Origin of the sequence: Saccharothrix sp. 6-C (assembly GCF_016695385.1) — a bacterium.
Taxonomy (GTDB): domain Bacteria; phylum Actinomycetota; class Actinomycetes; order Mycobacteriales; family Pseudonocardiaceae; genus Actinosynnema; species Actinosynnema texasense.
Genome location: NZ_CP064192.1, coordinates 8,931,805 through 8,956,358 on the forward strand (window position 1 = coordinate 8,931,805; position 24,554 = coordinate 8,956,358).

Annotated in this window: 24 protein-coding genes and 1 pseudogene; 17 read left to right on the forward strand and 8 right to left on the reverse strand. The window is 72.2% G+C overall.

All coding sequences use genetic code 11. From position 1 onward, the window contains the following. The first annotated feature begins 139 nt into the window (after positions 1 to 139). From IOD16_RS39245 to IOD16_RS41170, 3 genes are all read left to right on the forward strand, one after another. Positions 140 to 1,012 carry an LppU/SCO3897 family protein gene (locus tag IOD16_RS39245; RefSeq protein WP_201438324.1) on the forward strand — a complete coding sequence of 291 codons (873 nt, stop codon included), beginning with the start codon at positions 140 to 142 and terminating at the stop codon, positions 1,010 to 1,012. Positions 1,013 to 1,088: 76 nt separating this feature from the next. After that, complete coding sequence (locus IOD16_RS39250) at positions 1,089 to 1,556, forward strand: LppU/SCO3897 family protein (RefSeq protein WP_123744373.1); 468 nt, start codon at positions 1,089 to 1,091, stop codon at positions 1,554 to 1,556. Between the two features lie 65 nt (positions 1,557 to 1,621). Next, positions 1,622 to 2,608 (forward strand): LppU/SCO3897 family protein, encoded by a 987-nt coding sequence (locus IOD16_RS41170; protein WP_201438325.1) that lies wholly within the window; start codon positions 1,622 to 1,624, stop codon positions 2,606 to 2,608. Positions 2,609 to 2,732: 124 nt separating this feature from the next. Here IOD16_RS41170 and IOD16_RS39260 read toward each other — a convergent pair whose 3' ends face one another. After that, entirely contained in the window at positions 2,733 to 3,599 is an 867-nt protein-coding gene (locus IOD16_RS39260) for an ABC transporter substrate-binding protein (RefSeq protein ID WP_236594637.1), read from the reverse strand. A 556-nt stretch (positions 3,600 to 4,155) separates the two neighbouring features. Between IOD16_RS39260 and IOD16_RS39265 the strand changes: the two genes are divergently transcribed. The 4 genes from IOD16_RS39265 to IOD16_RS39280 are packed head-to-tail and all read left to right on the forward strand — an operon-like array spanning position 4,156 to position 9,342. Continuing rightward, a complete protein-coding gene (locus IOD16_RS39265; RefSeq protein WP_236594638.1) occupies positions 4,156 to 7,551 on the forward strand; it encodes a sensor histidine kinase in 3,396 nt (1,131 codons plus the stop codon). Then, a complete protein-coding gene (locus IOD16_RS39270; protein WP_033442969.1) occupies positions 7,548 to 7,967 on the forward strand; it encodes a roadblock/LC7 domain-containing protein in 420 nt (139 codons plus the stop codon). Before IOD16_RS39265 ends, IOD16_RS39270 begins: the two co-directional genes overlap by 4 nt. Before the next feature lie 30 nt (positions 7,968 to 7,997). Beyond that, positions 7,998 to 8,756 carry a DUF742 domain-containing protein gene (locus IOD16_RS39275; protein ID WP_236594639.1) on the forward strand — a complete coding sequence of 253 codons (759 nt, stop codon included), beginning with the start codon at positions 7,998 to 8,000 and terminating at the stop codon, positions 8,754 to 8,756. Beyond that, entirely contained in the window at positions 8,737 to 9,342 is a 606-nt protein-coding gene (locus IOD16_RS39280; RefSeq protein WP_053718648.1) for a GTP-binding protein, read from the forward strand. Before IOD16_RS39275 ends, IOD16_RS39280 begins: the two co-directional genes overlap by 20 nt. Before the next feature lie 270 nt (positions 9,343 to 9,612). Here the strand turns inward: IOD16_RS39280 and IOD16_RS39285 are convergent, their stop codons facing one another. From IOD16_RS39285 to IOD16_RS39295, 3 genes are all read right to left on the reverse strand, one after another. Next, positions 9,613 to 11,859: a helicase-associated domain-containing protein gene (locus IOD16_RS39285; RefSeq protein ID WP_201438327.1), complete on the reverse strand. Its 2,247-nt coding sequence runs from the start codon at positions 11,857 to 11,859 to the stop codon at positions 9,613 to 9,615. Positions 11,860 to 11,964: 105 nt separating this feature from the next. After that, a complete protein-coding gene (locus IOD16_RS39290; protein WP_201438328.1) occupies positions 11,965 to 12,540 on the reverse strand; it encodes an RICIN domain-containing protein in 576 nt (191 codons plus the stop codon). A 244-nt stretch (positions 12,541 to 12,784) separates the two neighbouring features. After that, on the reverse strand, positions 12,785 to 13,378 hold the full coding sequence (locus IOD16_RS39295) for a 3'-5' exonuclease (RefSeq protein WP_236594640.1): 594 nt from the start codon (positions 13,376 to 13,378) through the stop codon (positions 12,785 to 12,787). Between the two features lie 123 nt (positions 13,379 to 13,501). Between IOD16_RS39295 and IOD16_RS39300 the strand changes: the two genes are divergently transcribed. The 4 genes and pseudogenes from IOD16_RS39300 to IOD16_RS41620 all read left to right on the forward strand — a co-directional run bounded on the left by IOD16_RS39300 (position 13,502) and on the right by IOD16_RS41620 (position 16,590). Then, positions 13,502 to 13,687, forward strand: a complete 186-nt coding sequence (locus IOD16_RS39300; RefSeq protein WP_123744367.1) for a hypothetical protein — start codon at positions 13,502 to 13,504, stop codon at positions 13,685 to 13,687. Between the two features lie 94 nt (positions 13,688 to 13,781). Next, positions 13,782 to 15,176, forward strand: a complete 1,395-nt coding sequence (locus IOD16_RS39305; RefSeq protein WP_201438329.1) for an NAD-dependent malic enzyme — start codon at positions 13,782 to 13,784, stop codon at positions 15,174 to 15,176. 21 nt (positions 15,177 to 15,197) lie between these two features. Continuing rightward, positions 15,198 to 15,671 (forward strand): cyclic pyranopterin monophosphate synthase MoaC, encoded by a 474-nt coding sequence (gene moaC, locus IOD16_RS39310; RefSeq protein ID WP_123744365.1) that lies wholly within the window; start codon positions 15,198 to 15,200, stop codon positions 15,669 to 15,671. After that, positions 15,668 to 16,590 (forward strand): annotated as a pseudogene (locus tag IOD16_RS41620) (molybdenum cofactor biosynthesis protein MoaE). The gene moaC and the pseudogene IOD16_RS41620 overlap by 4 nt, the downstream one beginning before the upstream one ends. A gap of 155 nt (positions 16,591 to 16,745) precedes the next feature. On the opposite strand, the gene IOD16_RS39325 reads toward IOD16_RS41620, so the two are convergent. The 3 genes from IOD16_RS39325 to moaA form a co-directional block, all read right to left on the reverse strand. Continuing rightward, positions 16,746 to 17,399: a LysM peptidoglycan-binding domain-containing protein gene (locus tag IOD16_RS39325; RefSeq protein WP_123744363.1), complete on the reverse strand. Its 654-nt coding sequence runs from the start codon at positions 17,397 to 17,399 to the stop codon at positions 16,746 to 16,748. Between the two features lie 380 nt (positions 17,400 to 17,779). After that, the gene (locus IOD16_RS39330) at positions 17,780 to 18,034 is read right to left on the reverse strand and encodes a MoaD/ThiS family protein (protein ID WP_123744362.1); all 255 of its coding nucleotides are present in this window, start codon (positions 18,032 to 18,034) and stop codon (positions 17,780 to 17,782) included. 1 nt (position 18,035) lies between these two features. After that, a complete protein-coding gene (gene moaA, locus IOD16_RS39335) occupies positions 18,036 to 19,094 on the reverse strand; it encodes a GTP 3',8-cyclase MoaA (protein WP_201438331.1) in 1,059 nt (352 codons plus the stop codon). Between the two features lie 129 nt (positions 19,095 to 19,223). Here moaA and IOD16_RS39340 point away from each other — a divergent pair, with 129 nt between their 5' ends. From IOD16_RS39340 to IOD16_RS39360, 5 genes are all read left to right on the forward strand, one after another. Next, positions 19,224 to 19,688, forward strand: a complete 465-nt coding sequence (locus IOD16_RS39340; protein WP_201438332.1) for a MarR family winged helix-turn-helix transcriptional regulator — start codon at positions 19,224 to 19,226, stop codon at positions 19,686 to 19,688. An 18-nt stretch (positions 19,689 to 19,706) separates the two neighbouring features. After that, positions 19,707 to 20,513, forward strand: a complete 807-nt coding sequence (locus IOD16_RS39345) for an HAD-IIA family hydrolase (protein ID WP_123748168.1) — start codon at positions 19,707 to 19,709, stop codon at positions 20,511 to 20,513. Between the two features lie 157 nt (positions 20,514 to 20,670). Further along, positions 20,671 to 21,408 (forward strand): maleylpyruvate isomerase family mycothiol-dependent enzyme, encoded by a 738-nt coding sequence (locus tag IOD16_RS39350; RefSeq protein WP_201438333.1) that lies wholly within the window; start codon positions 20,671 to 20,673, stop codon positions 21,406 to 21,408. Between the two features lie 215 nt (positions 21,409 to 21,623). Further along, positions 21,624 to 22,415 (forward strand): metallophosphoesterase, encoded by a 792-nt coding sequence (locus IOD16_RS39355; protein WP_201438334.1) that lies wholly within the window; start codon positions 21,624 to 21,626, stop codon positions 22,413 to 22,415. Between the two features lie 34 nt (positions 22,416 to 22,449). Next, positions 22,450 to 22,833, forward strand: coding sequence for a VOC family protein (locus tag IOD16_RS39360; RefSeq protein ID WP_201438335.1), 384 nt, complete (start codon positions 22,450 to 22,452; stop codon positions 22,831 to 22,833). A 37-nt stretch (positions 22,834 to 22,870) separates the two neighbouring features. Here IOD16_RS39360 and IOD16_RS39365 read toward each other — a convergent pair whose 3' ends face one another. Further along, positions 22,871 to 23,245 (reverse strand): YccF domain-containing protein, encoded by a 375-nt coding sequence (locus IOD16_RS39365; RefSeq protein WP_123744356.1) that lies wholly within the window; start codon positions 23,243 to 23,245, stop codon positions 22,871 to 22,873. A 32-nt stretch (positions 23,246 to 23,277) separates the two neighbouring features. On the opposite strand from IOD16_RS39365, the gene IOD16_RS39370 reads away from it, so the two are divergent. Then, positions 23,278 to 24,249, forward strand: coding sequence for a Gfo/Idh/MocA family protein (locus IOD16_RS39370; protein ID WP_201438336.1), 972 nt, complete (start codon positions 23,278 to 23,280; stop codon positions 24,247 to 24,249). Positions 24,250 to 24,554: the final 305 nt, after the last annotated feature.

A 24,554-nucleotide genomic window follows, 5' to 3' on the forward strand; every position in this document is an offset into this window, starting at 1 on the left:
CGGGCACGCGGGCCCGTGACGACGCGGACCCGGGCGGATCGCCGGTGAACCGGCCGGGCCGCGAGCGGCTGATCCACCTCGCGGTGCGCGTGGCGCTACCTTCTGTGGCGTCACGCGCACCCGTCCAGCGAGGATGATCATGAGCAACGAGCCGAGTCGACCCGCCGACGACGACGTGCCGGCCGGGGCCGCGGGCGACCCCGCCGCGCGTCCCGACGTGCCACCCGCCGACGCCGACCGCATCGCGGCCTCGCGGGACGCCGCCGCGTCGGCCGAAGAGCGGGAGCTGTCCACCCCGGCGTCGTCCGGGCTGGGCACGGGCGCCGGCTCCGCCGAACCCGCCGGCGCCACCCCCGAGCCCGGCGCCGGCGCCAGGGAGCGCCCGGTGGCCGGCAACGAGCCCGTCACGCCCGCCGGCCCCACCGCGGTGCCCGGCGCCCGCCCGGCGCCCGCCGCGGACCCCGTCGAGCCCGCCTCCGCGGCGCCGGCGGTGAACGAGACCGGCACGTCCGGCGGCAGCGGCCGGAAGGTCCTCATCGGCGTGCTGGTCGTGCTGCTGATCGGCATCGTCGTCTACGGCGTGCGCTACCTCACCAGCGATCCCGCCAACGCGGAGGCCGGCGACTGCGTGAGCGTGTCCGCCGAGACCGACAACCGGGCCGAGGTCGACACCCTGGACTGCTCCGCCGACCAGGCGTCGTACAAGGTGGGCAAGGTCCTCGACGCGACCGACGCCACCTGCCCCGAGGACGGCCTCTACACCGAGATCGTGCCGGCGGGCGGCGTCGGCGACGGCTACAAGCTGTGCCTGCTGCCCAACATGGCCGAGGGCTCCTGCTACAAGCCCGACGAGGGCACCGGGTTCGTCAAGACCCAGTGCACCGGGCCGGAGACCATCAAGGTGACCAAGGTCATCGAGGGCTCGACCGACCTGGAGGCCTGTGCCGACGGCGCGGGCATGGCCTACCCGGAGCCGCCCGTCACGTACTGCCTGGCGCCCGCCGAGCTGTGACGTCCGTCGCCCTGACCTGACCACTGGCGGGTGAACCCGCTCAACCCGGCGCGCGACCGTGCCGATGCCCTGTTCCATGCGGAAGATCGGGTTGGGCATCGGGGCGGTCGCGGTCGTGGTGGCGGGCGCGTTCGCGTTCACCCTGCTCACCAGCGGGCCCGCGGGCACCGAGCCGGGCGTCTGCGCGCACATCGAGAAGGCCGAGAAGGGCGCGAAGTACCGGCCGATGGACTGCCGGGCCGCCGACGCCAACGTGCGGGTCGCCAAGGTCGTCGACGAGGCCTCGCAGTGCCCCACGGGCGGCGCGCCGTACACGATCTTCACCCGCGCCGACACGTTGTGCCTGATCCCCAACTTCCTGGAGGGGGCCTGCTACCAGGGCGACCGCGAGTCGGGGATGAAGAGGGTCGACTGCACGACCGCCGAGGCGATCCGGGTGACGAGCGCCGCCCGTGAGCCGGTGGAGTGCGCGAACGGGCAGAAGTTGACCTACGTCGAGCCCGTCGTCACGTTCTGCCTGGTCCGGGTGTCGGACAAGGGCTGAAATCGCTGCGCCCCCGAGGCGCGCGACGGTACGTTCCGCTCGTTGCACGTCGAGAGGAACGCCAGGTGACCACGCCACCCGACCAGCCGCCCCACGGCTACCCACCGCCCCAGCAGCCTGGCTGGGGGCCACCGTCGTCGCCGCAGGGCTTCCCGGCCCCACCGCCCGGCCTGCCGGACCCGCAGCAGCCGCCTCAGCCGCAGCCGGGCTACCCGCAGGTCCCCGGTGACCAGCAGCAGGGGCCCGGCTACCAGCCGATGCCCGGCTACCCGGGCCAGCCGCCCCAGTACGCGCAGCCCCAGTACCCCGAGCAGGCCCCGTACCCCGGTCAAGCCCAGTACCCCGGCCAGGCCCAGTACCCCGGCCAGGCCCAGTACCCCGGCCAGGCCCAGTACCCCGGCCAGGCCCAGTACCCCGGTCAAGCCCAGTACCCCGGCCAGACGCAGTACCCGGGCCAGCCCGGTCAGTTCGGTCAGCCGGGCCAGTTCGGTCAGCCGGGTCAGCCCGCCTACCCCCAGCAGTTCCCGCCCCCGCCCGCCAAGGGCACCTCGCGCGGCGCGAAAGCGCTGGTCGCGGTGGTGGTGCTGGGTGTCGTGGGCATCGTGGTCGCGGGCGTCATCGCCGGCCTCACCGGTCCCGCGGGAGCGGAGGAGGGCGACTGCATCAAGGTCGTCTCGGCCTCCGTGACCGACGCCGACGTCGAGAAGATCGAGTGCTCCTCGGCCGAGGCGGCCTTCAAGGTCGCCGCCAAGCTGGACAGCAGCGCCGACTCCTGCCCGGACGGCGACTACGCCGAGTACTCCGACAGTGGCGGACGGCGCAGCAACGGCTTCAAGCTGTGCCTGATGCTCAACGCCGCCGAGGGCGACTGCTTCAAGGAGGAGTCCTCGATTGCCGCCGCCAAAACGACCAAGGTGACCTGCGATTCGAGCGCCTCGTACAAGGTGGGCAAGGTCGTGACGGGTCGAGCGGACGAGAACGAGTGCGAGAGTGGCGACACCGTGACCGTTTACTCACAGCCCGCGACGACGATCTGCTTGACGCAAGCCTGATCACGACAGCGCCGAGACGCGGCCGTCGCCGGATCGAGTTCCAACCGACGCGGAAAATCAAAGAAAAAGGGGGCCTTCCGCAATGGGAAGGCCCCCTAACGCACGGGATTTCGCTGACCGTGTGTCAGTTGGTGGTTCCAGGCGGCAACAACCCGCCGACGTCCAAGCGCTCGGGCAGCACCTCTTCGGTGTCCATCATGTCGGCGACGCGCTGCAACCGGACCGGGTTCAGCGACAGCGGGAACGTGCCCACCGACACCAGCGCCGCGGTCTGCTGGTCGACGTCCATGTAGCCGGTCAGCGCGTTCTGCACGGACAGCTTGTCGTTGGACGCCGCCTCCTGCGCGTCCCGCAGGACCTGCCGGAACAGGGCCAGCGTGCGCGGGTTGCCGTCGGCGAACTTCTTGCTCGACGCGTACCCGGACATGGGGAAGTCCTTGGTCGGGCCGACGGCCGTGTCGGTGAGGATGCGCGCGCCGGCGCCGGCCTGGGCCTGGGTGATGTACGGCTCGGTCATCCACGCCGCGTCGACCTGCTTGGCCTGCATCGCGGTGACCATCTGCTCGAACGGCATCTCGGACAGCCTGATCCGCTGCTTCTCCACGCCCGCCGTCTTGAGCACGGCCTTCGTGGTCAGCGCGCCGACGTCGCCGACGGACGGCACGGCGATGCGCGGGTTGGCGAGCTTGCCGGGGCTGTCGTAGTCCGGGTCGAGGGTGACGAGCGCCATGGTGTTCGCGCCCGCCTGGTACGCCTCGCCCTGCAGCTGGAGCGGGGTCTGCTCGGCGTAGCTGCGGAACAGCGTGACGTGCGTCGCCCAGGTCAGGTCGAGCGTGGTGTCGAGCTGCTTGATGCCCTCGACCTCGTTGTTCAACGGCACCAGCTGCACCTGCAGCCCGGCCTTCTCGAACAACTTGTTGTTGAACGCCAGGCGCAGCGGCGCCACGTCCACCACCGGCAGCACACCGATGCGCAGTGTGTTGCGTTCCACGTCGGGGCGGCTGTTCCCGTCGGTGCCGGGGATCAGTCCGCACGCCGTCAAGGTGGCGGCACAAGCGAACAACGCTGCCGCACGTCGCAGAACACGCGCTGGGGTAGGCATGGCACCTCTCGCCGGGATGACCTCGAGAGCGGGGTCTTTTTGATCAACGAATTTGTCGACGCACTTGTCGATGCCCGGGATGGTAACCACCCAGAGGTATGAAACGACAGCCCTGCTCCGATACGGTGAGTGCTTCCGGAGTCTTCCCCGGGGCTGGGGACGAGCACTACGCTCCCCGGCTGGTGGCACAGGTCGTCGCAGACCGTCGTGTCCCCGCGCGGGGTGGGGGTGACTAGCCGGCACCACCGCTCCTGTGCTGCAATTCGGCCCGAATTCGAGTCCATGCTTCGGTCCGCGGGGGAGAGGCCGGAACCACTGCTGCCGGAAGAGGAAGCCCAGGGTGGCCCGTCGAGAGAGAGGTCCCAGCCAGTCAGGCGTGGGGTTTACACCGCGCTCCGAAAGGCCCGGAACGGGTGACGGACTGACTGCGCTGAGTGATGGAACGGTGACCGAGCAAACGGGGCCGACGAAGACCGGTGCGACCACGGCCGGCCGGGCCGGCTCGGCTCGCACGGCCGGCTGGCGCCTGCGCAACTGGCGGCTGCCCACCAAGCTGACGGCCGTCCTGCTGATCCCGACCATCGCCGCGGTGGCACTCGGCGGCCTGCGCGTGAACTCCGACCTCGCCGACGCGGCCGACCTCAACAGGCTCGCGAACCAGATCCAGCTGGAGTCGGCGGTCGCCGACCTGGTGCAGCAGCTGCAACGCGAACGCGACCTGAGCGCGAGCCACGTGGCGTCCGGCAAAGAGCTCGACCGCGTGGTGCTCGACCGGCAGCTGCGCCGCGTCGAGGACACCGTGCAGGCCCTCAACGCCAAGATCGTGGACCTCAGCGCCGACCTCGACGACGAGGTGGTGACCCGGTTCCGCCGGGCGTCCAGCCAGCTCAACCGGCTCAACAGCCTCCGCAACGCGGTCCGCGAGACGCAGTACCCGTCCGAGGCCGTGATGCGCACCTACTCCGAGTCCGTGGAGAGCCTCCTCGACCTCGGCGAGCAGGCCATCGCGGGCATCAACGAGCCCGAGCTGGTGCGGCTGCACCTGGCGACCAACGCGATCGCCCGCATCAAGGAGCAGGAGTCGCGCAAGCGCGGCATCATGCTCGACGTCTTCCAGGGCGGCGTGTTCGGCCCGGGCCAGGAGCGCCAGCTGCTGGCCGCGAACGCCGAGCTGGACGCGGCCCGCAACGACTTCCGCAAGTCCGCGACCGCCGACCAGGCCAAGATCTACGACGACACCGTCACGGGTCTGATCGTCGACACCGCGAACGACATGCAGGAGACGGCGCTGAACCTGGCCGCCGCCGGCAAGCCCATGACGTCGCTGCGCCCGGAGAAGTGGGACATCGCGTCCACGCTGACCGTGAACCTCACCCGGGACGTGGAGAACCTGCTGCTGGAGCAGCTGCAGAACCGGACCGACGAGCTGACGGGCGTGGCGCGCGCCGCCGCGTTCCGCGACTCCGGCATCGTGCTGGGCGCGTTGCTGCTGGCCCTGGTCATGGCGCTGTTCGTGGCCCGCTCGATCCTCAACCCGCTGCGCACGCTGCGCCGCACCGCGCTCGCGGTCGCCGACCGCGGCCTGCCCGAGGCGGTCAACCGGATCCTCGCCGACCCGAACCCGCAGGAAGCGGCGAAGACGGCCATCGCGCCGGTGCCGATCACCACCCGCGAAGAGGTCGGCCAGGTGGCGCGGGCGTTCGACGCGGTGCACGGCGAGGCCGTGCGGCTGGCCGCCGAGCAGGCCCTGCTGCGCGACAACGTCAACTCGATGTTCGTCAACCTGTCCCGCCGCTCGCAGGCGCTGGTCGAGCGCCAGCTGAACCTGATCGACCGGCTGGAGCAGGACGAGCAGGACCCCGACCAGCTGGCCAGCCTGTTCGAGCTGGACCACCTCGCCACCCGCATGCGGCGCAACAGCGAGAACCTGCTGGTGCTGTCCGGCACGGACCTGTCCCGGCGGCTGACCCGCCCGGTCCCGGCGGCCGAGGTGCTCGGCGCAGCGGTGTCCGAGGTCGAGCAGTACGCCCGCGTGCAGGTCGGCCAGACCCCGGAGCTCACCGTCCAGGGCCGCGCGGTCAACGACCTCGTGCACCTGATCGCGGAGCTGCTGGACAACGCGACGGCGTTCTCCGACCCGGTGACGAAGGTCACCGTGCGCACCGCCCGCACCCGCAAGGGCGAGCTGGCGATCGAGATCCAGGACCGCGGCGTCGGCATGGGCGAGCAGGAGATCACCGACGCCAACGAGCGGCTGGCCGACCCGCCGGACGTGGACGTCGCGGTGTCCCGCCGGATGGGCCTGTACGTGGTCGCGCGGCTGGCCAAGCGGCACGACATCAAGGTGCGCCTGCGGTCCAACGAGGACATCGAGGGCGGCACCACCGCGCTCGTGCTCGTGCCGGACACGCTGGTCGCCTCGCCGGGCGCGATGGGCTCCCCGATGGGCGCCGAGCCCGCCGCGGCGTTCGGCGACTCCGGTTTCGGCGACGCCAACGCCAACGGCTTCGGCGATGGCGCCGGGTTCGGCGAGTCCGGGTTCGGGACGACGGCGCAGCGCGCGTCCGGCATCGCCGGCGCGTTCGGCACCGGCACCATGTCCCGCCTGGACGACGACGCGAGCTTCCCGAGCATCCCGCGGGTGGAGGACGAGCCCGCGTTCCCGGTGAGCTTCGTGCAGGGCCAGGGCGAGCAGGACCCGGCCCGCGTGCCCGCCTTCGGCGAGACGCCGACGTTCGGGCAGGCGCCCGCGGAGACCTCCGCCGAGGTGTCGCAGCCGTGGCTGCGGACGGCCGACGAGCGCGACGTGGACGACCGGGAGCCGGTGGGCTCGTTCGGCGAACCGACCCTGTTCACCGCCTACGAGGACCGCTCCGAGCACGACTCGGACTACGAGCACGGCTTCGAGACCACCCAGTTCGCGCCGCTGGACAGCGGCTTCCTCGTCGAGCCCGAGCCCGAGCCCGAGCCGGAGCCCGAACCGGCGCACGTGCCGGAACCGGAGCCCGCGCACCGCAACGGCTCCGCACCGCGGGTCGCGCCCGCGGCCAGGGAGGTCGACCGCGACTTGGACGCGCCGACCGAGCGGCTGCCGATCTACGAGGCGGTCCTCTCGCAGTGGTTCCAGGCCGTGGGCAGCGAGACGTCGGCGGCGACCGCGCAGGCGGTGCCACCGGCGCCGGCCGAGCCGGAACCGGCCGTGCCCGTCGGTTCGGCGCTGCCGACCCGCCGGCCGCGCCCGATCCCGCCGGTCGCGCCGACCACGTCCGCGGACCCGCTGCCGCCGCGCGGCGGCCTGCTCGACACGGGCCACAACGCCCAGCCCAAGCACGAGTCGGACGGCGGTTCGGCGCCCCAGCGGGGCGAGACGACGTCCGGTCGCGCCGAGGGCACTAGTCTGACCGAGGGCGGGCTGCCCAAGCGGCAGCCCGGATCGCCCACCAACCTGCCCAAGCGCGCCGCGGAGGTGTCCCGCGTGACCGAGCCGGAACCGGTCGCCGAACCCGAGCCGGCCGCACCCGCCGCCGAGTCGGTGTGGGAGTCCCCCGCCGACGAGGGTTGGCAGGCGGCACAGGCCTTGCTGAACAAGGCACCCGAGACCACGACACAGGCGGGGTTGCCCAAGCGGGTGCCCAAGGCTCAGCTTGTGCCGGGATCCGCCGCACCGAAGCCGTCGGCCTCGGAGCGGCAACCGCAGCGGCCCCCGCTGCCACCACGATCGGCTGACGCGATCCGTGGACGCATGTCGAGTCTTCAGCAGGGCGTCCATCGAGGGCGACACGCTTTGATCGACGCTTACGCTGGTGACATGTCGAGCCGGCAAGACGAGGAGCAGGAGTGACGACCGCAGCTCAGCCAGGCAGCTTTGGTTGGCTTATCACCGACTTCGTGCGCCGGGTTCCCGGTGTGGCACATTCCGTGGTCGTGTCGGCGGACGGGCTATTGCTCGCCGGCTCGCAGGGTCTGCCCCGCGACCGCGCCGAACAGCTGTCCGCCGTGGCATCCGGGCTCGTGAGCCTCACCGCGGGCGCGGCACGGTGCTTCGAGGCGGGCACGGTCAACCAGACCGTGGTCGAGATGGAACGGGGCTACCTGTTCCTGATGTCGATCAGCGACGGGTCGTGCCTCGCGGTGCTCGCGGCCCCGAACTGCGACATCGGCCTCGTCGCGTACGAGATGACGTTGCTGGTCGAGCGCGTGGGCCAACAGCTGACCCCGGAGCTGCGCGCGCAGCTCCAGGGCGTGGTTCGGCGGTAGATCCTCATGAGATCGTGGGGGTGAAGGTAAATGGCTGAACGATCTGGCGCCGGCGGCCGACGCTTCGGTAGGAACTTCGACTACCAGGAGTGGGCGGTCGGCGGCTTCCGATTCGCTGAGCCGGATGCCGACCTCGCACAGGACGAGGAAGCCGAGGACGCACCCAACTCGTGGCGAGGCCGCCGGGCGGAGCAGGCGCAGCGGCCACGGGTCGAAGGCACAGGGCAGGGGCAAGGCGATATGTCTCAGCGTGAGGTTGACGACTCGTCGTACGACTACGACGACGTTCCCAACCGGTTCGACATCGACGGGTACGGCAGCGGCCTGTTCGGCGGCCCGGGAGCCGATCTGTTCGGCGCCCACGGCCTGCCGGACAGCGTGCCGGAACAGGTGCCGTACGCGACCGGTCCGCAGCCGGTCGTGCGGCGCGAGGAGAACCCCGCCGCGGAGTCCGGGTCGCTGGTCCGCCCGTACACCCGGACCGGTGGCCGGACCCGGCCCGACTACGACCTCGCGATCGAGGCGCTGGTGTCCACCAGCGAACGCGGTCTCGAACGCGACGCGGCGGTGCTCCCCGAACACCGGTCGATCTGCGGGCTGTGCACCGACACCAGGTCGGTGGCCGAGATCGCCGCCCACCTCCGGCTACCGCTCGGCGTGGCCCGGGTGCTGATCGGCGACATGGCGAGCATGGGTTTGGTTTTGATTCATCAGGGCGGCTTGATCACCGGGGACAAGCCGTCCATTGATTTCCTTGAGAGGGTGCTCAGTGGGCTTCGCAGGCTCTAGCCCCAACGCGGCCGAAGGCGAACGGAAGCCGACGACCTCCGCGAAGATCGTGGTGGCCGGTGGCTTCGGCGTGGGCAAGACTACGTTCGTCGGTTCCGTGTCGGAGATCGTTCCGCTGACCACCGAAGCGGTGATGACCGAGGCCAGCGCCGGGGTCGACGACCTCTCGGCGACGCCGAACAAGGTCACCACGACGGTGGCCATGGACTTCGGTCGGGTGTCGCTCGACCAGGATCTGATCCTGTACCTGTTCGGCACACCCGGCCAGCACCGGTTCTGGTTCATGTGGGACGACCTGGTGCGCGGCGCGATCGGCGCGATCGTGCTGGTGGACACACGGCGGTTGGCGGACGCGTTCGCCTCCATCGACTTCTTCGACGACCGGCAGTTGCCGTACGTGGTCGGGGTCAACTGCTTCGACGGCCTGCTGCACCACCGCATCGAGGACGTCCGCGAAGCGCTCACGATCGACCAGTCCGTGCCGATAGTGACTTGCGACGCGCGCAACCGGCAGTCGACCAAGCAGACGCTGATCACGTTGGTCGAGCACGCCATGCGCCAGTGGATGTCGGTGCGCGCGGGCTGATCGACCTCCGGGTCGGGCCGCGCGCGTGCTGATCAGACGGCTTTCGCGCCGTAGGGCGGTCTCCTCCGGGGGCCGCCCTTCGACGTGCCCGACGGCCGTCGGCTCCGGGGCCGAAGGGGCGGTCTCCTCGTAGGAGGCCGCCCTTCGACTTGCCCGAGCGGGTGGGGGTGGCCCGGCCGTTCGACGCGCGGGTGGTGCGCGGGCGTCGCGATTCGACGCTAAGGGGTTCCGGGATCACCGTTCAGGTGATCATCGGCGCCGAACGGGGGATTACGCGCCGTCGTCCTCGACCAGGGCGGCGGAGGTGATGCGGTGCAGGGGGAAGCGGCGGACCTCGCCGTAGCTGACGTCGACGCCTTCCAGCACGCCACCGCCCACGACCTGCGGGGTGATCACGCGGCGGGCGGCGGTGCCGTGGCCGTCCACGAAGTCGACCAGGACGCTGCGCCCCTCCCGGGCCGCGCGTTGCAGCAACGCGAGCGTGGCCGACGGTCCCGCGCCCAGGTGACCCGGCACCGACACCCGCGCACCGCCGGTGGTCGTCGCGGCGCGGTCGCCCGCCCGCACGAGCAGCACCAGCTCGCCCAGCTGCTCGTCCGACGGCACGCTCGGCTGCACGGGCCTGCGCCGCCCCTTGCCCGCGATCCGCCGACCACCGGCCCGCAGGTCCAGCACGTGACCGTCCGGCCCCTCGGCGGCGGGCGCGAACCCGGCGTCGCGCAACCCGTCGAGCACCTCGGCCAGCGGCAGCGGGCTGACCACGACGGTCGGCGCGATCTTGCGCAGCGCCAGCCGCTCGGCCGCCGCGTGCGACATCACCTCGGTGACCAGCACGGGGTCGTCGCAGCGCAGGAACGACCCGGCCGCGCCGCCCCGCAACCGGCCGTGCCTGCGGGCCGCGTCGTCGATCAGGTACGTCAACGACTGCGGCACCGGTGTGCGCGACCGGGACCGGAACAGCTCGTGCAGCTCGGCGGCGCTGCGCCCGGCGTCGAACGCGCGCCGCACCGAGCCTTCCCGCACCCGGTAGACCGTGGCGCTGCCGGCCGACTCGACGTCCGCGACCAGCGCGATCTCGTCGGCCAGCTCAGGGTCCAGCCGGCCGGGCGCGACGACGGTCAGGTCGGCCTGCACCAGCACGTGGTCGACCGGCGCCGGCAACGCGTCGCCCAGCCGCTTCGCCGCCGCCCCGGGCCCTTCGACCAGCAGCGTGCGGCCCTGCGCGGTGATCGCGTTGTGCGCGAGGACGCCGACCCGCGTGCCCTCGTCGACGGTCCAGCGCACCAGCTCGTCGCGCAGCCGCCCGCCACGTCGGGGCGCGCGCCACGCCAGCACGGCGGCCAGCTCGTCCGGGTCGATCACGGCGGTGCCCGGCTCCAGGGCGGCCAGAGCTTCGAGGATGCGCTTGCGGTCGCGTGGCGCGCCCGGCCGGTTCAGCTCCGGCGCCAGCGGGTTGAGCAGCCGGTCGCGCTCGTCGCGCTGCCCGATCAGGCCCGGCAGGCGGGGCAGGTCGAGCCACGCCTGGGCCAGCGTCGCCCACCGGTGCTCGGGCGCGGCGACCAGCCACGCGTCGGTCTGCGTGGTCGGCACCCACTCGGGTTCGACGCCTTCGGTGTCGGCGACCAGGCCCGCGTTGACGACCAGCTCGACCAGCAGCGCGGCCCGCCGCTCGTCCACGTCGAGGTCCTTGGCGAGCTTGCGCAGCTCCCGCACGCCGACGCCGCCCGACCGCAGCACCGCCGGCGGGTCCTCCGACCAGCTCTTGAGCAGCGTCTCGACGTGCCGGGACAGCTCCAACGCCTCGCCGCCGCCGGTGTGGTCGACGTCGGAGGGGTCGCGGCGGAACGTGGTGAGCGGCGGCTCGGTGGTCCGGATCGCGCCGAGCGGGTGCTCGCCCCGGACCTTCAGGCCGATCTCGCGGGGCAGCTCGACGGTCTGCGCGTCGCGCCGGACCAGCAGGCCGCGGGCGAGGAGCTTCTGGATCGGCGTCCGGGCGTTGGCGAGGGAGACGACGTGCGCGGCGTCCTTGGTCTGGCCGACCGGCGGACCGGCGGCGAGGGTCTGCAGGACCCGGAGTTCGTCGGGGTCGAGGTCGGCCAGGTCGGCGGTGGCCAGGCGCGGCACCGAGCGGCCGAGGCCGCCGGGGAACGGGTTGACCGCGTCGCGGGTGGCCGGCGGGGTGCTCAGCGCGTGGTCGCCGCCCCACAGCAGGGCACGGGCGCGCAGCGTGCCGAGGGGCCCGCTGATGTCCGTCGGGCCGAACAGCTCCTGCAGGGCGGTCCGGCCGACCGGCGCGAGGTCGGCGTCGAGCACGAGCAGCGCTTCGAGGACGGTCAGCGTCAGCGTGTCGAGGTCTTCGCAGGCCCGCGCCACGGAAGCCCGCGACCCGATGCGGGTGGCGAGCACGGTCGTGTCCGCCGGTGGGGGCGTGGCCAGGTCCGGCCGGGCGCGCAGCAGAGCCACGAGCGCGGAGTCGTCCTGCGCCCGCAGCCACTCGGCGAGGGTCGTGCCGGACATCCTCACCACGGTATATGCCGACCGCCGGGGCCCGTCGTGCGACTCCGGTTCACGTCGGCGGCGCGACCGCCCGGCCGGGGCCGGCGGTCGCCCGCGAGCCGACGGCTAGAGCCACCACTTCCAGTTCTCGGCGGGGTTGCCGGCGCAGTACCAGATTTCGGTGGGCGTGCCCGGGGTGGTGCCGAATCCGGCCACGCTGAGGCACAAACCGGATTGCTTGTGCATCAGGGTGGCCCCGTTGAAGGACCAGAGCGCGACCTTCGGGTTGCACGCCCACAGTTCCGTCGGCGTGCCCGCCAGGACGCCGTAGCCCACCGTGTTCAAGCACAATCCGGAGTTCGGGTTGTAGAGCTGCCCGCTGCTGTTCAGTTCCCACAATTCGGCCGGTTGGTCGAGGCAGTTCCAGATTTCCGTCCGGGAGCTCGGCTCGCTGCCGAAGCCCTTCACGTTGAGGCACAGCCCCGAATTGGGGTTCAGCAGGTGGGCCTTGCCCGGCGGCGCGGGGGACGTGGTGGTCACGGGTGTGGTGGGGAGGGGTGTGGCGGAAGCGGGCGCGCTGGCGGCGGCAACAGGCCCGGTGGCGGCGGGTGCGGTGGCGGCGGTGCCGACCGCGGTGAGCGCGATGGCGCACAGCGCCACGAGCGAAGAGGCCGCGCGAATGGTGAAGGAACGGATTCTCACGACAGTTCCCTTCCGTTTCGCCGGTCAATGCCGGCGGCAGGGTTGCACGGAATTGGGTGACTATTTCGCGGCGGCACCTCGAAGCTTACCGGCGGTGAAGCGGGGGCGGCAAGGTTCCTTTCGCCGGCCCGGCCTTGCCGATCGGTCGCGATTGCTGCACCTTTCGGCTCAACGGCGCGTGGTCGTCGCGAAATAGATTAACCGGGACCGCGAAAATCGGGACGCGGCCGGCGGGGCGGGAAGCTCACCCGAGGCGGTCGCCCGGTGTCGTGGTCGGCTCCGCCGGCCAGGAGTCGCGCCCCGCCAGGTGGAGGACCAGGGCCGCGATGTTCCACGCGTCGTCCGCGCCCGAGTGGTGCCTGCCCTCCAGCGGCAGGCCGGCGACCTCCAGGGCCTGCGCCATGCCCGGCCGCTTGCGCAGCCCGTGCGCCCCGGTGAACACCAGCTTCGCGTTCCAGTGCCGCCGCCCGAACGGGTAGGGCACGCCGGTCGCCCGGCACTGCCGCGAGAACTGCTTGCGGTCGTAGTCGCCCCAGCTCGCCCACGGCCTCGAACCGGCCTGGTGCTCGACGGCCAGCTGCCGGCACGCCTCGGCGAAGTCGACGCCCGCGTCCACCTCCGCCTGCGTCAGGCCGGTCAGCCCGGTGCAGAACGGGCTGACCGACGAGCGCCGCGGCCGGACCAGGACCCGGTGCTTGCCGACCCGTTCGCCCGACGCCAGGTCGACCGTCGTCAGGCCGATCTCGATGATCTCGGAGACCTGTCCGGGGGGTGGGTCGCCCGCCCAGCACGTGGCCTCGATGTCGACCACGTTGAGCAGTGCCGTCGTGTCGCTCACCGGCACGAGGGTAGGGATCACACCCGTGACGTGGCTCTCGCTTTTCCCGGCCGGGCACCCCGCGTCGCCACCAGGGCCGATGAGGCACACTTGTCGCGACGAAGGCACGACCGAGGAGGAACCGTGGCCAAGGCCCGCCCCGAGCGCATCGACCCGCACTGGCCGGAGCCGCCCGCCGACGGCAAGTACGCGGTGTCCGAGCTGGCCAGCGACATGCAGGGTGCGATGTCCCCGTTCGGCACGGTGACCTTCCCGCTGCCCGTCGAGGAGCTGGGCTACCACCACCCCGTGACGGAGATCAACCGCTAGCACGGGCGCGCGCGGCCGTCGAGCCGCGCGCGTTCCGTATTTCCGCCCGGACTACGCTCGATCCCTCTTGAGCTGTGCTGTTCTGGGAGGTTCGATGCCGGTCCCCGGCCCTGGTTACTCGATCACCGTCCGGCTGGAGGCCCCGCCGTCGGCGTCGGCCGCCGGCGACCTGACCTCGGCCGTCGGCCGGGCGGGCGGCGTGATCACCGCGTTCGACGTCGTCGAGTCGCACACGGACCGGGTGATCGTCGACCTCACCTGCAACGCGCTGTCGGCCAACCACGCCAAGGACATCACCGACACCCTGGAGCTGCTGCCCGGGATCGTGGTCCGCAAGGTGTCCGACCGGACGTTCCTGGTCCACCTCGGCGGCAAGATCGAGATCTCGTCCAAGGTGCCGCTGCGCAACCGCGACGACCTCTCCCGCGCCTACACGCCCGGCGTCGCCCGCGTCTGCATGGCCATCGCGGAGAACCCGGACGACGCCCGCCGCCTCACCATCAAGCGCAACACGGTCGCCGTGGTCACCGACGGCTCGGCCGTGCTCGGCCTGGGCAACATCGGCCCGGCCGCCGCGCTGCCCGTGATGGAGGGCAAGGCGGCGCTGTTCAAGAAGTTCGCGGGCGTCGACGCCTGGCCGGTCTGCCTGGACACCCAGGACACCGAGGAGATCATCCGCGCGGTCGAGCTGATCGCGCCGGTCTACGGCGGCATCAACCTCGAGGACATCGCCGCGCCGCGCTGCTTCGAGATCGAGGCGCGGCTGCGCGAGAAGCTGGACATCCCGGTCTTCCACGACGACCAGCACGGCACCGCGATCGTCGTGGTCGGCGCGCTGCGCAACGCCCTGCGCGTGGTCGGCAAGAAGATCACCGACTGCAAGGTCGTGGTGTGCGGGGTCGGCGCGGCGGGCAGCGCGATCATCCGGCTGCTGCTCAAGCAGGAGCCCGGCGACGTGGTGGCCGTCGACGTCGACGGCATCGTGCACCGCGACCGGCCCGGCCTGGACGACAACCTGAAGTCCGTCGCCGCGTCGACCAACAAGGACAACGTCACCGGCCGGCTGAAGGACGCGCTGGTCGGCGCGGACGTGTTCATCGGCGTGTCGGCCCCGAACCTGTTCGGCGCCGAGCAGGTCGCCACCATGAACCAGGACGCGATCGTGTTCGCGCTGGCCAACCCGGACCCGGAGATCGACCCGATGGAGGCGCAGAAGCACGCCGCCGTCGTGGCCACCGGGCGCAGCGACTTCCCGAACCAGATCAACAACGTGCTGGCGTTCCCGGGCGTGTTCCGGGGCCTGCTCGACGCCCACGCGCGCACGATCACCGACTCGATGCTGATCGCGGCGGCCAACGCCATCGCCGACGTGGTGGACGGCGACCGGCTCAACGCGTCGTTCATCGTGCCCAGCGTGTTCGACACCTCGGTCGCGCCCGCGGTCGCGGAGGCCGTGCGCAAGGCCGCCACGGAATCCGCGTCCGCCTAGCTTCGGCCTAGCATCGGCTCCATGAGCAACCAGTTCACCCACCTGGACTCCAGCGGCGCGGCGCGCATGGTCGACGTGTCCGAGAAGGAGCAGACCACGCGCACGGCGGTGGCGTCCGGTGTGCTGCGCACGACGGACGAGGTGGTGGCGTTGCTGGGCAGCGACGGCCTGCCGAAGGGCGACGCGCTGGCCACGGCCCGCATCGCCGGGATCATGGCGGCCAAGCGGACGTGGGAGCTGGTGCCGCTGTGTCACCCGATCGCGTTGTCCGGGGTGAGGGTGGACCTCGTGCTCGGTGACGCCGAGGTGCGCATCACCGCGACCGTCCGCACGACGGACCGCACGGGCGTGGAGATGGAGGCGTTGACGGCCGTGTCGGTGGCCGGGCTGACGCTGCACGACATGGTGAAGGCGGTCGACCCGGCGGCGTCGCTGGACGCGGTGCGGGTCGAGCGCAAGGAGGGCGGCAAGACCGGCCTGTGGGAGCGCCCGTGACGCCCGGGGCGGCGGGTGCGGCGGTCCGGACCGCGCGGGTGATCACCGCGTCGAACCGGGCGTCCGCGGGCGTGTACGCCGACCGGGGCGGGCCGATCATCGTGGCGTGGCTGCGGGAGCGGTCCTACGACGTGCCGGACCCGGTGGTCGTGCCGGACGGCGAGCCGGTCGCGGAGGCGCTGCGGGCGGCCGTGGCGGACGGGGTCGCGGTCGTCATCACGACCGGCGGCACGGGCGTCAGCCCGACCGACCGCACGCCGGAGGCGACCCGGTCGGTGCTGGACTTCGAGGTGCCGGGGGTGGCCGACGTCATCCGCGGCTCAGGCTGGCCGCGCGTGCCCACGTCCGTGCTGTCGCGCGGGGTGGCGGGGGTGGCGGGCCGCACGTTCGTGGTGAACCTGCCCGGCTCGACCGGCGGGGTGCGCGACGGGCTGGACGTCCTCGCGACCGTGCTGGAGCACGCCGTCGACCAGGTGTCCGGAGGTGACCACGCGTGACCGAGGTGCTGCGCGCGACCGTCAGCGACCAACCGCTGTCCGTGGCCGAGCACGCCGAGCTGGTGGAGCACGTGTCGGCGGGCGCGGTGGTGACGTTCGCCGGGGTGGTGCGCGACCACGACCACGGGCGTTCGGTGCGCGAGCTGGAGTACGTCGGGCACCCGACGGCCGGCGCGGTGGTGGCCGAGGTGGTGGCGGACGTGGTGGCCCGGTTCGAGGGCGTGCGCGCCGTCGCCGTGTCGCACCGGGTCGGCGCGCTGGCGATCGGGGACGTGGCGCTGGCGTGCGCGGTGTCCGCCGACCACCGGGGTGAGGCGTTCGCGGTGTGCTCGGAGCTCGTCGACGAGGTGAAGCGACGGCTGCCGGTGTGGAAGCGGCAGGTCTTCGCCGACGGTGACGACGAGTGGGTCAACATGCCCTGAGCGGCGGCGACGACCGCCGGTCGGGGCGACGGCGGTCGTCGGCCGGCCGCGTCACCCGCGGGTCAGGCCCGGAGACGGGTCGGGGACCCCGGATCGCCGAGGGGGGCGATCCGGGGTCCCTGCTCCGTCGTGCACCGACTCGCGCCGGCCACAGGTCACTTGGTGGCGATCTTGTGGCCAGGCAGGATGAGGTCGGCGTTCGGGATGAACTCCTTGTTGAGCTCGTGCAGCTTGGCCCAGCCGCCTTCGACCTTCAGCTCGTCCGCGATCTTCGACAGGCTGTCGCCCGCCTTGATCTCGTAGTCGCCGTTCGGGTTGGAGGACGGCAGCGCCACGGTCACGGGAGCGGGGGCCTCCTGGACCGGCGCGGCCTGCTGGACCGGCGCGGGGGCGGCCTGGCGCGGCTGCGCCGGGGCCGGGGCGGTCCTGGCGGGCGCCGCGGCGCCGCCCAGGCCCTTGGGGCCGCAGACGGGCCAGGCGCCGATGCCCTGGGTCTGCAGCACGTTCTCGGCCACCCGGATCTGCTCCTCGCGGGAAGCCTGGTGGGGCATTCCGGAACCACCGTGGGAGGTCCACGTGGACGGCAGGAACTGCAGACCGCCGTAGTAGCCGTTGCCGGTGTTGATGCTCCAGTTGCCGCCACTCTCGCACGCGGCGACCGCGTCCCAGTTGACGTCGGACTGCGCGTTGGCGGTGCCGGCGGCCATGGCCAGGGGCGCTCCGACGATGACGCCGGCGACGGCGACCTTCGCGATGCTCCGGGCGGTGGAACTGGTGGTCGGACGGTGCTTGCCTCGGTAAGAAGCCATTTCCCTCTCGTCCACCCGCACCTGCTCGTCCGGCTCGGGTTCGGGCCCGGTACGCCGTTCGGCTTGATCCCTGTCCGGTGGTTGTCTCTCGCTCGGGGGGTGTTCCGGGACACCGGTGGACAGGTTCGGTGCGAGGCGTCCCGGTCTAGCTCTGGTCGGTCGGGGCCAACCGAGAAGCGACGGTACGTAACCGGGAGGCTCGCGCCAAATGATCTGGCATGTGACTCACGTCACTGTAACGCGACAGAGTGACTCCCCGAGCGTGCCGTTTAGCCAGCTCAGGGCACCGTTACCGGTCTGTTTCCGTTCCGAGATTCGCCGAGATTAATCACCGTAAGTGAGGTTTACCTCACGTACTAAGCCGCATGAGTGGAGAAGACTCATCCACCGGCGAAGGGTGGCAACACGTCGAGTTGTGACCCGGACCACACGGCCGTGTCATGATCGCGAACGGCCACACCGTCCAACAGGTAGCTGCACGCGGGCAGCACGCGGACCGCTTCCGCGCCGTGCCGGCGCCGGACCGCCTCGATCGCGGCGCCCACCGTGGCCGCGTCGCCGGGCAGCTCGAAGCTCTCCTCGGCCACCCCCACCGCCGCCCGCGCCCCCGCGAAGTACCGCACCGTCAGCCGCACCTCACCCTCCGATCGCGCTCATGGGCCGGTCCGGCTGGCTGAAGCCGGCCGAGTTGATGCCGTGCCCGGCGGCCTTCGCCCACGAGTTGCCGCGCCACGCACTCGCGACGTCCTCGTCCGACGCCCCGCCGCGCAGCAACGCTCGCAGATCCGTCTCCGACTGGCTGAACAGGCAGTTCCGCACCTGGCCGTCGGCGGTGAGCCGGGTCCGGTCGCACGCCGCGCAGAACGGTCGGGTGACCGAGGCGATCACGCCCACCACGGCCGGGCCGCCGTCCACCAGCCACCGCTCGGCGGGCGCGCCGCCCCGCTCGCCAGGCTCGGGCGTCAGCGTGAACTCGGCGCGCAGGGACGCCAGGATCTCCTCGGCGGTGACCATGTCGGCGCGGTCCCAGCCGTGCTGCGGGTCCAGCGGCATCTGCTCGATGAACCGCAGCTGGTAGCCGTGCTCCAGGCAGTGGCGCAGCAGCGGCACGGCCTCGTCCTCGTTCACGCCGCGCATCAGCACCGTGTTCACCTTGACCGGCGTCAACCCGGCCTCCCGCGCGGCGGCCAGGCCCGCGAACACGTCACCCAGCCGGTTGCGGCGGGTGAGGCGGTGGAAGCGCTCGGGGTCGAGGGTGTCGAGCGAGACGTTCACCCGGTCGAGCCCGGCGGCGACCAGCCCGGCCGCGCGCTTGGCCAAGGTCAACCCGTTCGTGGTCATCGAGATGCGGGGACGGGGGTCGAGCGCCGCGGTCGCCGCGATCACGTCGTCCAGCCCGGGCCGCAGCAGCGGCTCGCCGCCGGTGAACCGGATGTCGGTCACGCCCAGGCGGGTCACCGCGATGCCGATGAGGCGGACGAGCTCGTCGTCGGAGAGCAGGTCGGGCTTCGGCAGCCAGTCCAGGCCCTCCGCCGGCATGCAGTAGGTGCACCGCAGGTTGCAGCGGTCGGTCAACGACACGCGCAGGTCGGTCGCGACCCGGCCGAACCGGTCCACCAGCAGCGGTGAGTCCGGTCGTTCGGAGGTGTCCGGGTTGCCGCGCACGACGGGTAGCCCCAACTCGACAGCTGTCACCCCTGCCAGGGTAATCGGCCGACACTTGTGGGTGCTGGTGGAAATGGGGGACGGCGGCCGGCGGTGACTTGGGCGAGGATGCCGGACACGTTCGCCGGAACCCCGGGTGGGAACGCTAAATTGCCTGGCATGACCAGTGAGCACGAGGTGCCCGCGGACGTGCTGGCGCGGTTCAGCGTCTACGCGCGGGAGACCAGCGCGCTCACCGTCCTGTTCCACAGCCGGGTGGCCGAGCGGATGGGCCTGTCGCCGACCGACGAGAAGTGCCTCGACCTGGCGCTGCGCGCCGAGGGCCCCATCACCGCCGGTCGGATCGCCGAGCTGTCCGGCCTGTCGACCGGCGCGGTGACCGGCGTCATCGACCGGCTGGAGCGCGCCGGGTACGTGCGGCGGGTGCGCGACCCGCACGACCGGCGCAAGGTGCTCGTCGAGGTCACGGTGGGCGACGAGGGCAGGTTCGAGCACCTCTTCGCCGGCGCCCAGGAGACGCTGCGCGAGGTGCTGTCGCGGTTCACGGAGGAGGAGCGCGACGTGCTGGAGCGCTACAACCAGGCGCTCATCGAGACGTTCCGGCGGCGCGTGATCGAGGCCTGAGCCGGCAGCATGTCCGCCATGGCCGCTCAGTGGAACTACCTGATGGACATGGACGGCGTGCTCGTGCACGAAGAGCACCCGATCCCGGGGTCGAGCGAGTTCGTCGCCGAGCTGACCGCGAACGACATCCCGTTCATGGTGCTCACGAACAACTCCATCTACACCCAGCGCGACCTGCGGGCCCGCCTGTCCCGCACGGGCCTGGAGGTGCCGGAGGCCGCCATCTGGACGTCCGCGCTGGCCACCGCCAGGTTCCTCGACTCGCAGCGGCCGGGCGGCTCGGCGTACGTGATCGGCGAGGCGGGCCTGACCACGGCGCTGCACGAGGTCGGGTACGTGCTGACCGACCGCGACCCGGACTACGTGGTGCTCGGCGAGACCCGCACCTACAGCTTCACCGCCATCACCAAGGCGATCCGGCTGGTGGAGGAGGGCGCGCGGTTCATCGCGACGAACCCGGACGCCACCGGCCCGTCGCGCGAGGGCTCGCTGCCGGCGACCGGCTCGATCGCCGCGCTGATCGAGCGGGCGTCCGGGCGCGCTCCTTACTACGTGGGCAAGCCCAACCCGTTGATGATGAGGTCGGCGCTGCGCGCCCTGGGCGCGCACTCGGAGAGCACGCTGATGATCGGCGACCGGATGGACACCGACGTGCGGTCCGGTCTGGAGGCCGGGCTGCGCACGATCCTGGTGCTCACCGGGATCTCGACGGAGTCGACGGCGGAGCTGTACCCGTACCGGCCGACGCGGGTGGTCAAGTCGATCGCGGACCTGGTCGGGAACTCGGCCGACCCGTTCCCGGACGGGCTCGCGGACGCGGGCTGAGCCGGGGCCGGGGTCGGTCGAGCGGCGGTGGGCTGAGCCGGGGTCGGTCGAGCGGCGGCGGGCTGAGCCGGGGTCGGTCGAGCGGGTGGGGTGTCGGCACCTCCTTTGACCTGCGGTCGAGCGGGAATGTCGGTGGTCGCGGCTAGCGTCTGCGGGCATGGGCATCGATCACCTGGCGGTCGTCGAGGAGTACAGCGGGTCCTTCACCGAGGCGGTGGCGGGCAACCTCGGCGCGCCGGTGCCGAGCTGTCCCGGGTGGACGGTCGACGACCTGGTGGCGCACCTGGCGGAGGTGCAGGCCTGGTGGACCGCGGTCGTGCTGGCGAAGGGCGCGTACCCGGACGAGGAGGCGGCCCGGCGGGCCGCCGACACCGGACCGGACCGGGTCGAGGGGTGGCGCGAGATCAGCGCCCGGTACGTCGCCGTGCAGGAGGACTACCTGCGCGTCGCCGGGCCGGACGCGCCGGTCTGGGCGTGGTGGAACGAGGAGCGGCGCGACACGGCGGCGGCGCTGGCGCAGCGGCAGGCGCACGAAGCGGTCGTGCACTGCTGCGACGCGCAGCGGGCGGTGGGCGAGGCGAAGTCGATCCCGGCCGCGTTGGCGGTGGACGGCATCGAGGACTTCTTCGCGCGCTTCCTCCACGGCGAGGCGTGGGCCGGCGGGCCGGCGGTGCTGGAGCTGGCGGCCACCGACACCGACGCCGGCTGGCTGCTGGGCACCGACGGGTCGGCGGCACCGGCCCGGCTCGCGGGCGGCGCGGCGGACGCCCGGGTCGTCGGCACGGCCGAGCAGCTGTACCTCCTGCTGTGGCGGCGCCTCGGCGTGCGGGAGGTGACCGTGACGGGCGACCGCGCGAAGGCGGACGCGCTGCTCGGGTGGCCGGACCTGACGTGACGGGGTCGTCACCTGCGGCGGGCATGCCGTTGATCCGGTCGGCCATGCGCTCGGCCCGGTCGCGCGGCAGCTCCGCGCGGGCCGGGTTTCGTCACGGCGAACCACCCGGATCTCACCCCGGCGGGGGAGGTTCGGGCCCGTCCGACCGAAGCGTCCGGGCCGAGCGCTGATCGACTTTTGCGCACCACGCGCCCGCGTCGCTTATCGTCGCAGGTGTGGAACGACCGCTCTTCGTGGTTGGCGACGTGCACGGGCACCTCGCCGAGCTGACCCGCGCCCTGCACGCCTCGGGCCTGGTCGACGCCGACGGTGATTGGTGCGGCGGTGACGCGGAGCTGTGGTTCCTCGGCGACTTCGTCGACCGCGGCCCCGACGGCATCGGGGTGATCGAGTTCGTGATGCGGCTGGCCGAGCAGAGCGGCGGCCAGGTCGACGCGCTCATCGGCAACCACGAGGTGCTGCTCCTGGGCATGCACCGGTTCGGCGACCGCAACGTGCCCGGCGCGCCGACCCCGCGCAGCTTCGCCCGCAGCTGGCTGCTCAACGGCGGCCTGCGCAGCGACCAGGACCGGCTCACCGACGCCCACATCGAGTGGCTGACCAGCCGCCGGGTGCTCACCGAGGTCGACGGGCACCTGCTGATGCACTCCGACACCCTCGCCTACCTCGAGTGGGGCGACACGATCGACGAGGTCAACAAGGCCGTGCGGGAGGTGCTCCGGAGCGACGACCTGGAGCACTGGTGGGAGTGCTGGCGCAAGATGACCACCCGCTACGCGTTCCGCGGCCCCGACGGCGCGCTCGTGGCGAGTGAGCTGCTCGAAGTCCTCGGCGGCCACGAGGTGGTGCACGGGCACAGCGTCATCGCCGACCAGCTCGGCGTGCCGCCGGAGCAGATCGACGGCCCGCTGCGGTACGCGGAGGACAAGGTGCTGGCGGTCGACGCGGGCCTCTACAGCGGCGGCCCGTGCCTGGTCGTCCAACTGGTTGCGGACCAGTCGGAGTAAGCGCAGCATGGCAGCCACCGCAAGGAGGCACGCCATGCTCACCGCGACGCGGACCACGACGATCCTGCCCGTGACCGACCCCGACCGGGCGGCCCGCTTCTACGCCGACCGGCTCGGCCTGACGCCGCTCGGCGACACCGGCGACGGCACGCGGCTCTTCGAGCTGGGCCGGGGCGACGTGCTCGGCCTGATGCCCGCTGAAGAGGGCGCGCAGAGCGGGCACACCGTGCTCAGCTTCGAGGTCGAGGACCTGACCGCCGAGATCGGCGAGCTGCAACGGCGCGGCGTGCGGTTCAAGGACTACGACCTGCCCGAGCTGAAGACCGTGAACCACGTCGCCGCGTTCGGGTCGGAGAAGGCGGCCTGGTTCCACGACAGCGAGGGCAACGTGCTGTGCCTGCACGAGGTCGGCGGCTGAGACCGAGGCTTGGGTTGGGCGGGGAGGTCGGGTCGGGTCAGGGGAGGGCGACGATCTCCTTGCCCAGCGGCATCAGCGAGACCGGCACCATCTTGAAGTTCGCCACGCCCAGCGGGATGCCGATGATCGTCACGCACAGCAGCACGCCGGTGACCACGTGGCCGATGGCCAGCCAGATCCCCGCCACGACGATCCACACGACGTTGCCGAGCAGGGACGGCGCGCCCGCGCCCGGCCGGTCGACCACCGTGCGCCCGAACGGCCACAGCGCGTAGTTCGCGATGCGGAACGACGCCAGCCCCCACGGGATGGTGACGATCAGCACGCAGCACACCACGCCGGCGACCACGTACCCGACGGCCAGCCAGAAGCCGCTCAGGACCAGCCAGATCAGGTTCAAGATGAGCCTCACGCACCCATCTTGCCCGATTAAGCTCCCGTCCTGTGCCGAACAAACTCCGCTGGGGTGTCGTGGCGACCGGCGGCATCGCCGACGTCGTCACGGGCGACCTCCGCCTGCTGCCCGACGTCGAGGTGCTCGCGGTGTCCTCGCGCGCCCTGCCCAAGGCCGAATCCTTCGCGGCCAAGCACGGGATCCCGCGCGCTTACGGCGACTACGCCGACCTGCTGGCCGACCCGGACGTGGACGTCGTCTACGTGGCGACGCCGCACGTCCAGCACCACGCGGTGACCCGCGCCGCGCTGGAGGCGGGCAAGCACGTGCTGTGCGAGAAGCCCGCCACGCTGACCCTGCGCGAGCTGCGGGACGTGGTGGACCTGGCGCACGAGCGCGGCCTGTTCTTCATGGAAGCCATCTGGACCAGGTTCAACCCGCTCATCCGGCGGATGGCGGAAGTCGTGGCGGCCGGCGAGATCGGCGAGGTCCGGTCGGTCCGGGCGGACTTCGGCTTCACCCTGGAGCACGACCCGGCGCACCGGCTGTGGAACAAGGCGCTGGGCGGCGGCTCGCTGTTCGACCTCGGGATCTACCCGGTGTCGTTCACGCACCTGCTGCTGGGCGGGCCGGAGACGGTTCAGGCGCACGGTCGGCTGGTCGACGGCGTGGACGCCGAGATCGGGATGCTGCTGGGCTACGAGGGCGGCGCGCACGCGCTGCTCGGGTCGTCGTTGGTCAGCCCGTTGAAGTCCGGCGCGGTCGTGTACGGGACGCGGGGCCTGGTCGAGGTGCCGGAGGCGCTGTTCAACCCCAGCCGGATCGTGGTGAACGGGGTGGAACACCGGCACGAGCAAGAAGGCGCGGGGTACGTTCCACAGCTGCGCGAGGTCGTGGACCGGGTGCTGGCGGGCGAGACGGAGAGCCCGTTGATGCGGCCCGCCGAGTCGTTGGCGATCCTGCGCACCCTCACCAGGGCCGCCGAACGGGTGGGCCTGACCTACGACGACGTGGCGGGTTAGAACATGGGCAAGAAGTGGCTGGTCGCGGTGGCCGGGCTGGTCGGCGCGGCGGGGTTGGTCGTGGTCTCGCGGAGGTCCGCGCGGGCCGAGGAGCCGGCGCGGCCGGCGGTGGTCCGGCGGCGTGAGGCTCCCCGGCGGGAGGACGTGCGGCGGGGCGGTGGGCGTCAGGTCGGTGGGCGCCAGGTCGGGGGAAGGCCTGTCGAGGGTGGGAAGCGGCGAGTCGGTGTGAGGAAGGTCGGGGCTGCGGCGCGTCGGTGAGGTCGGTGAGGCCGGTGAGGTCGGTGGAGTCCGGAGTCGGCGGGCCG

What these genes read in the sequence shown, in the direction of transcription:
- IOD16_RS39245 (WP_201438324.1), top strand. Translation starts at nt 140, where the DNA reads ATGAGCAACGAGCCGAGTCGACCCGCCGACGACGACGTGCCGGCCGGG.
- IOD16_RS39250 (WP_123744373.1), top strand. Translation starts at nt 1,089, where the DNA reads ATGCGGAAGATCGGGTTGGGCATCGGGGCGGTCGCGGTCGTGGTGGCG.
- IOD16_RS39275 (WP_236594639.1), top strand. Translation starts at nt 7,998, where the DNA reads ATGGCTGAACGATCTGGCGCCGGCGGCCGACGCTTCGGTAGGAACTTC.
- IOD16_RS39285 (WP_201438327.1), bottom strand. Translation starts at nt 11,859, where the DNA reads ATGTCCGGCACGACCCTCGCCGAGTGGCTGCGGGCGCAGGACGACTCC.
- IOD16_RS39305 (WP_201438329.1), top strand. Translation starts at nt 13,782, where the DNA reads ATGCCGGTCCCCGGCCCTGGTTACTCGATCACCGTCCGGCTGGAGGCC.
- moaC (WP_123744365.1), top strand. Translation starts at nt 15,198, where the DNA reads ATGAGCAACCAGTTCACCCACCTGGACTCCAGCGGCGCGGCGCGCATG.
- IOD16_RS39325 (WP_123744363.1), bottom strand. Translation starts at nt 17,399, where the DNA reads ATGGCTTCTTACCGAGGCAAGCACCGTCCGACCACCAGTTCCACCGCC.
- IOD16_RS39340 (WP_201438332.1), top strand. Translation starts at nt 19,224, where the DNA reads ATGACCAGTGAGCACGAGGTGCCCGCGGACGTGCTGGCGCGGTTCAGC.
- IOD16_RS39345 (WP_123748168.1), top strand. Translation starts at nt 19,707, where the DNA reads ATGGCCGCTCAGTGGAACTACCTGATGGACATGGACGGCGTGCTCGTG.
- IOD16_RS39350 (WP_201438333.1), top strand. Translation starts at nt 20,671, where the DNA reads ATGGGCATCGATCACCTGGCGGTCGTCGAGGAGTACAGCGGGTCCTTC.
- IOD16_RS39360 (WP_201438335.1), top strand. Translation starts at nt 22,450, where the DNA reads ATGCTCACCGCGACGCGGACCACGACGATCCTGCCCGTGACCGACCCC.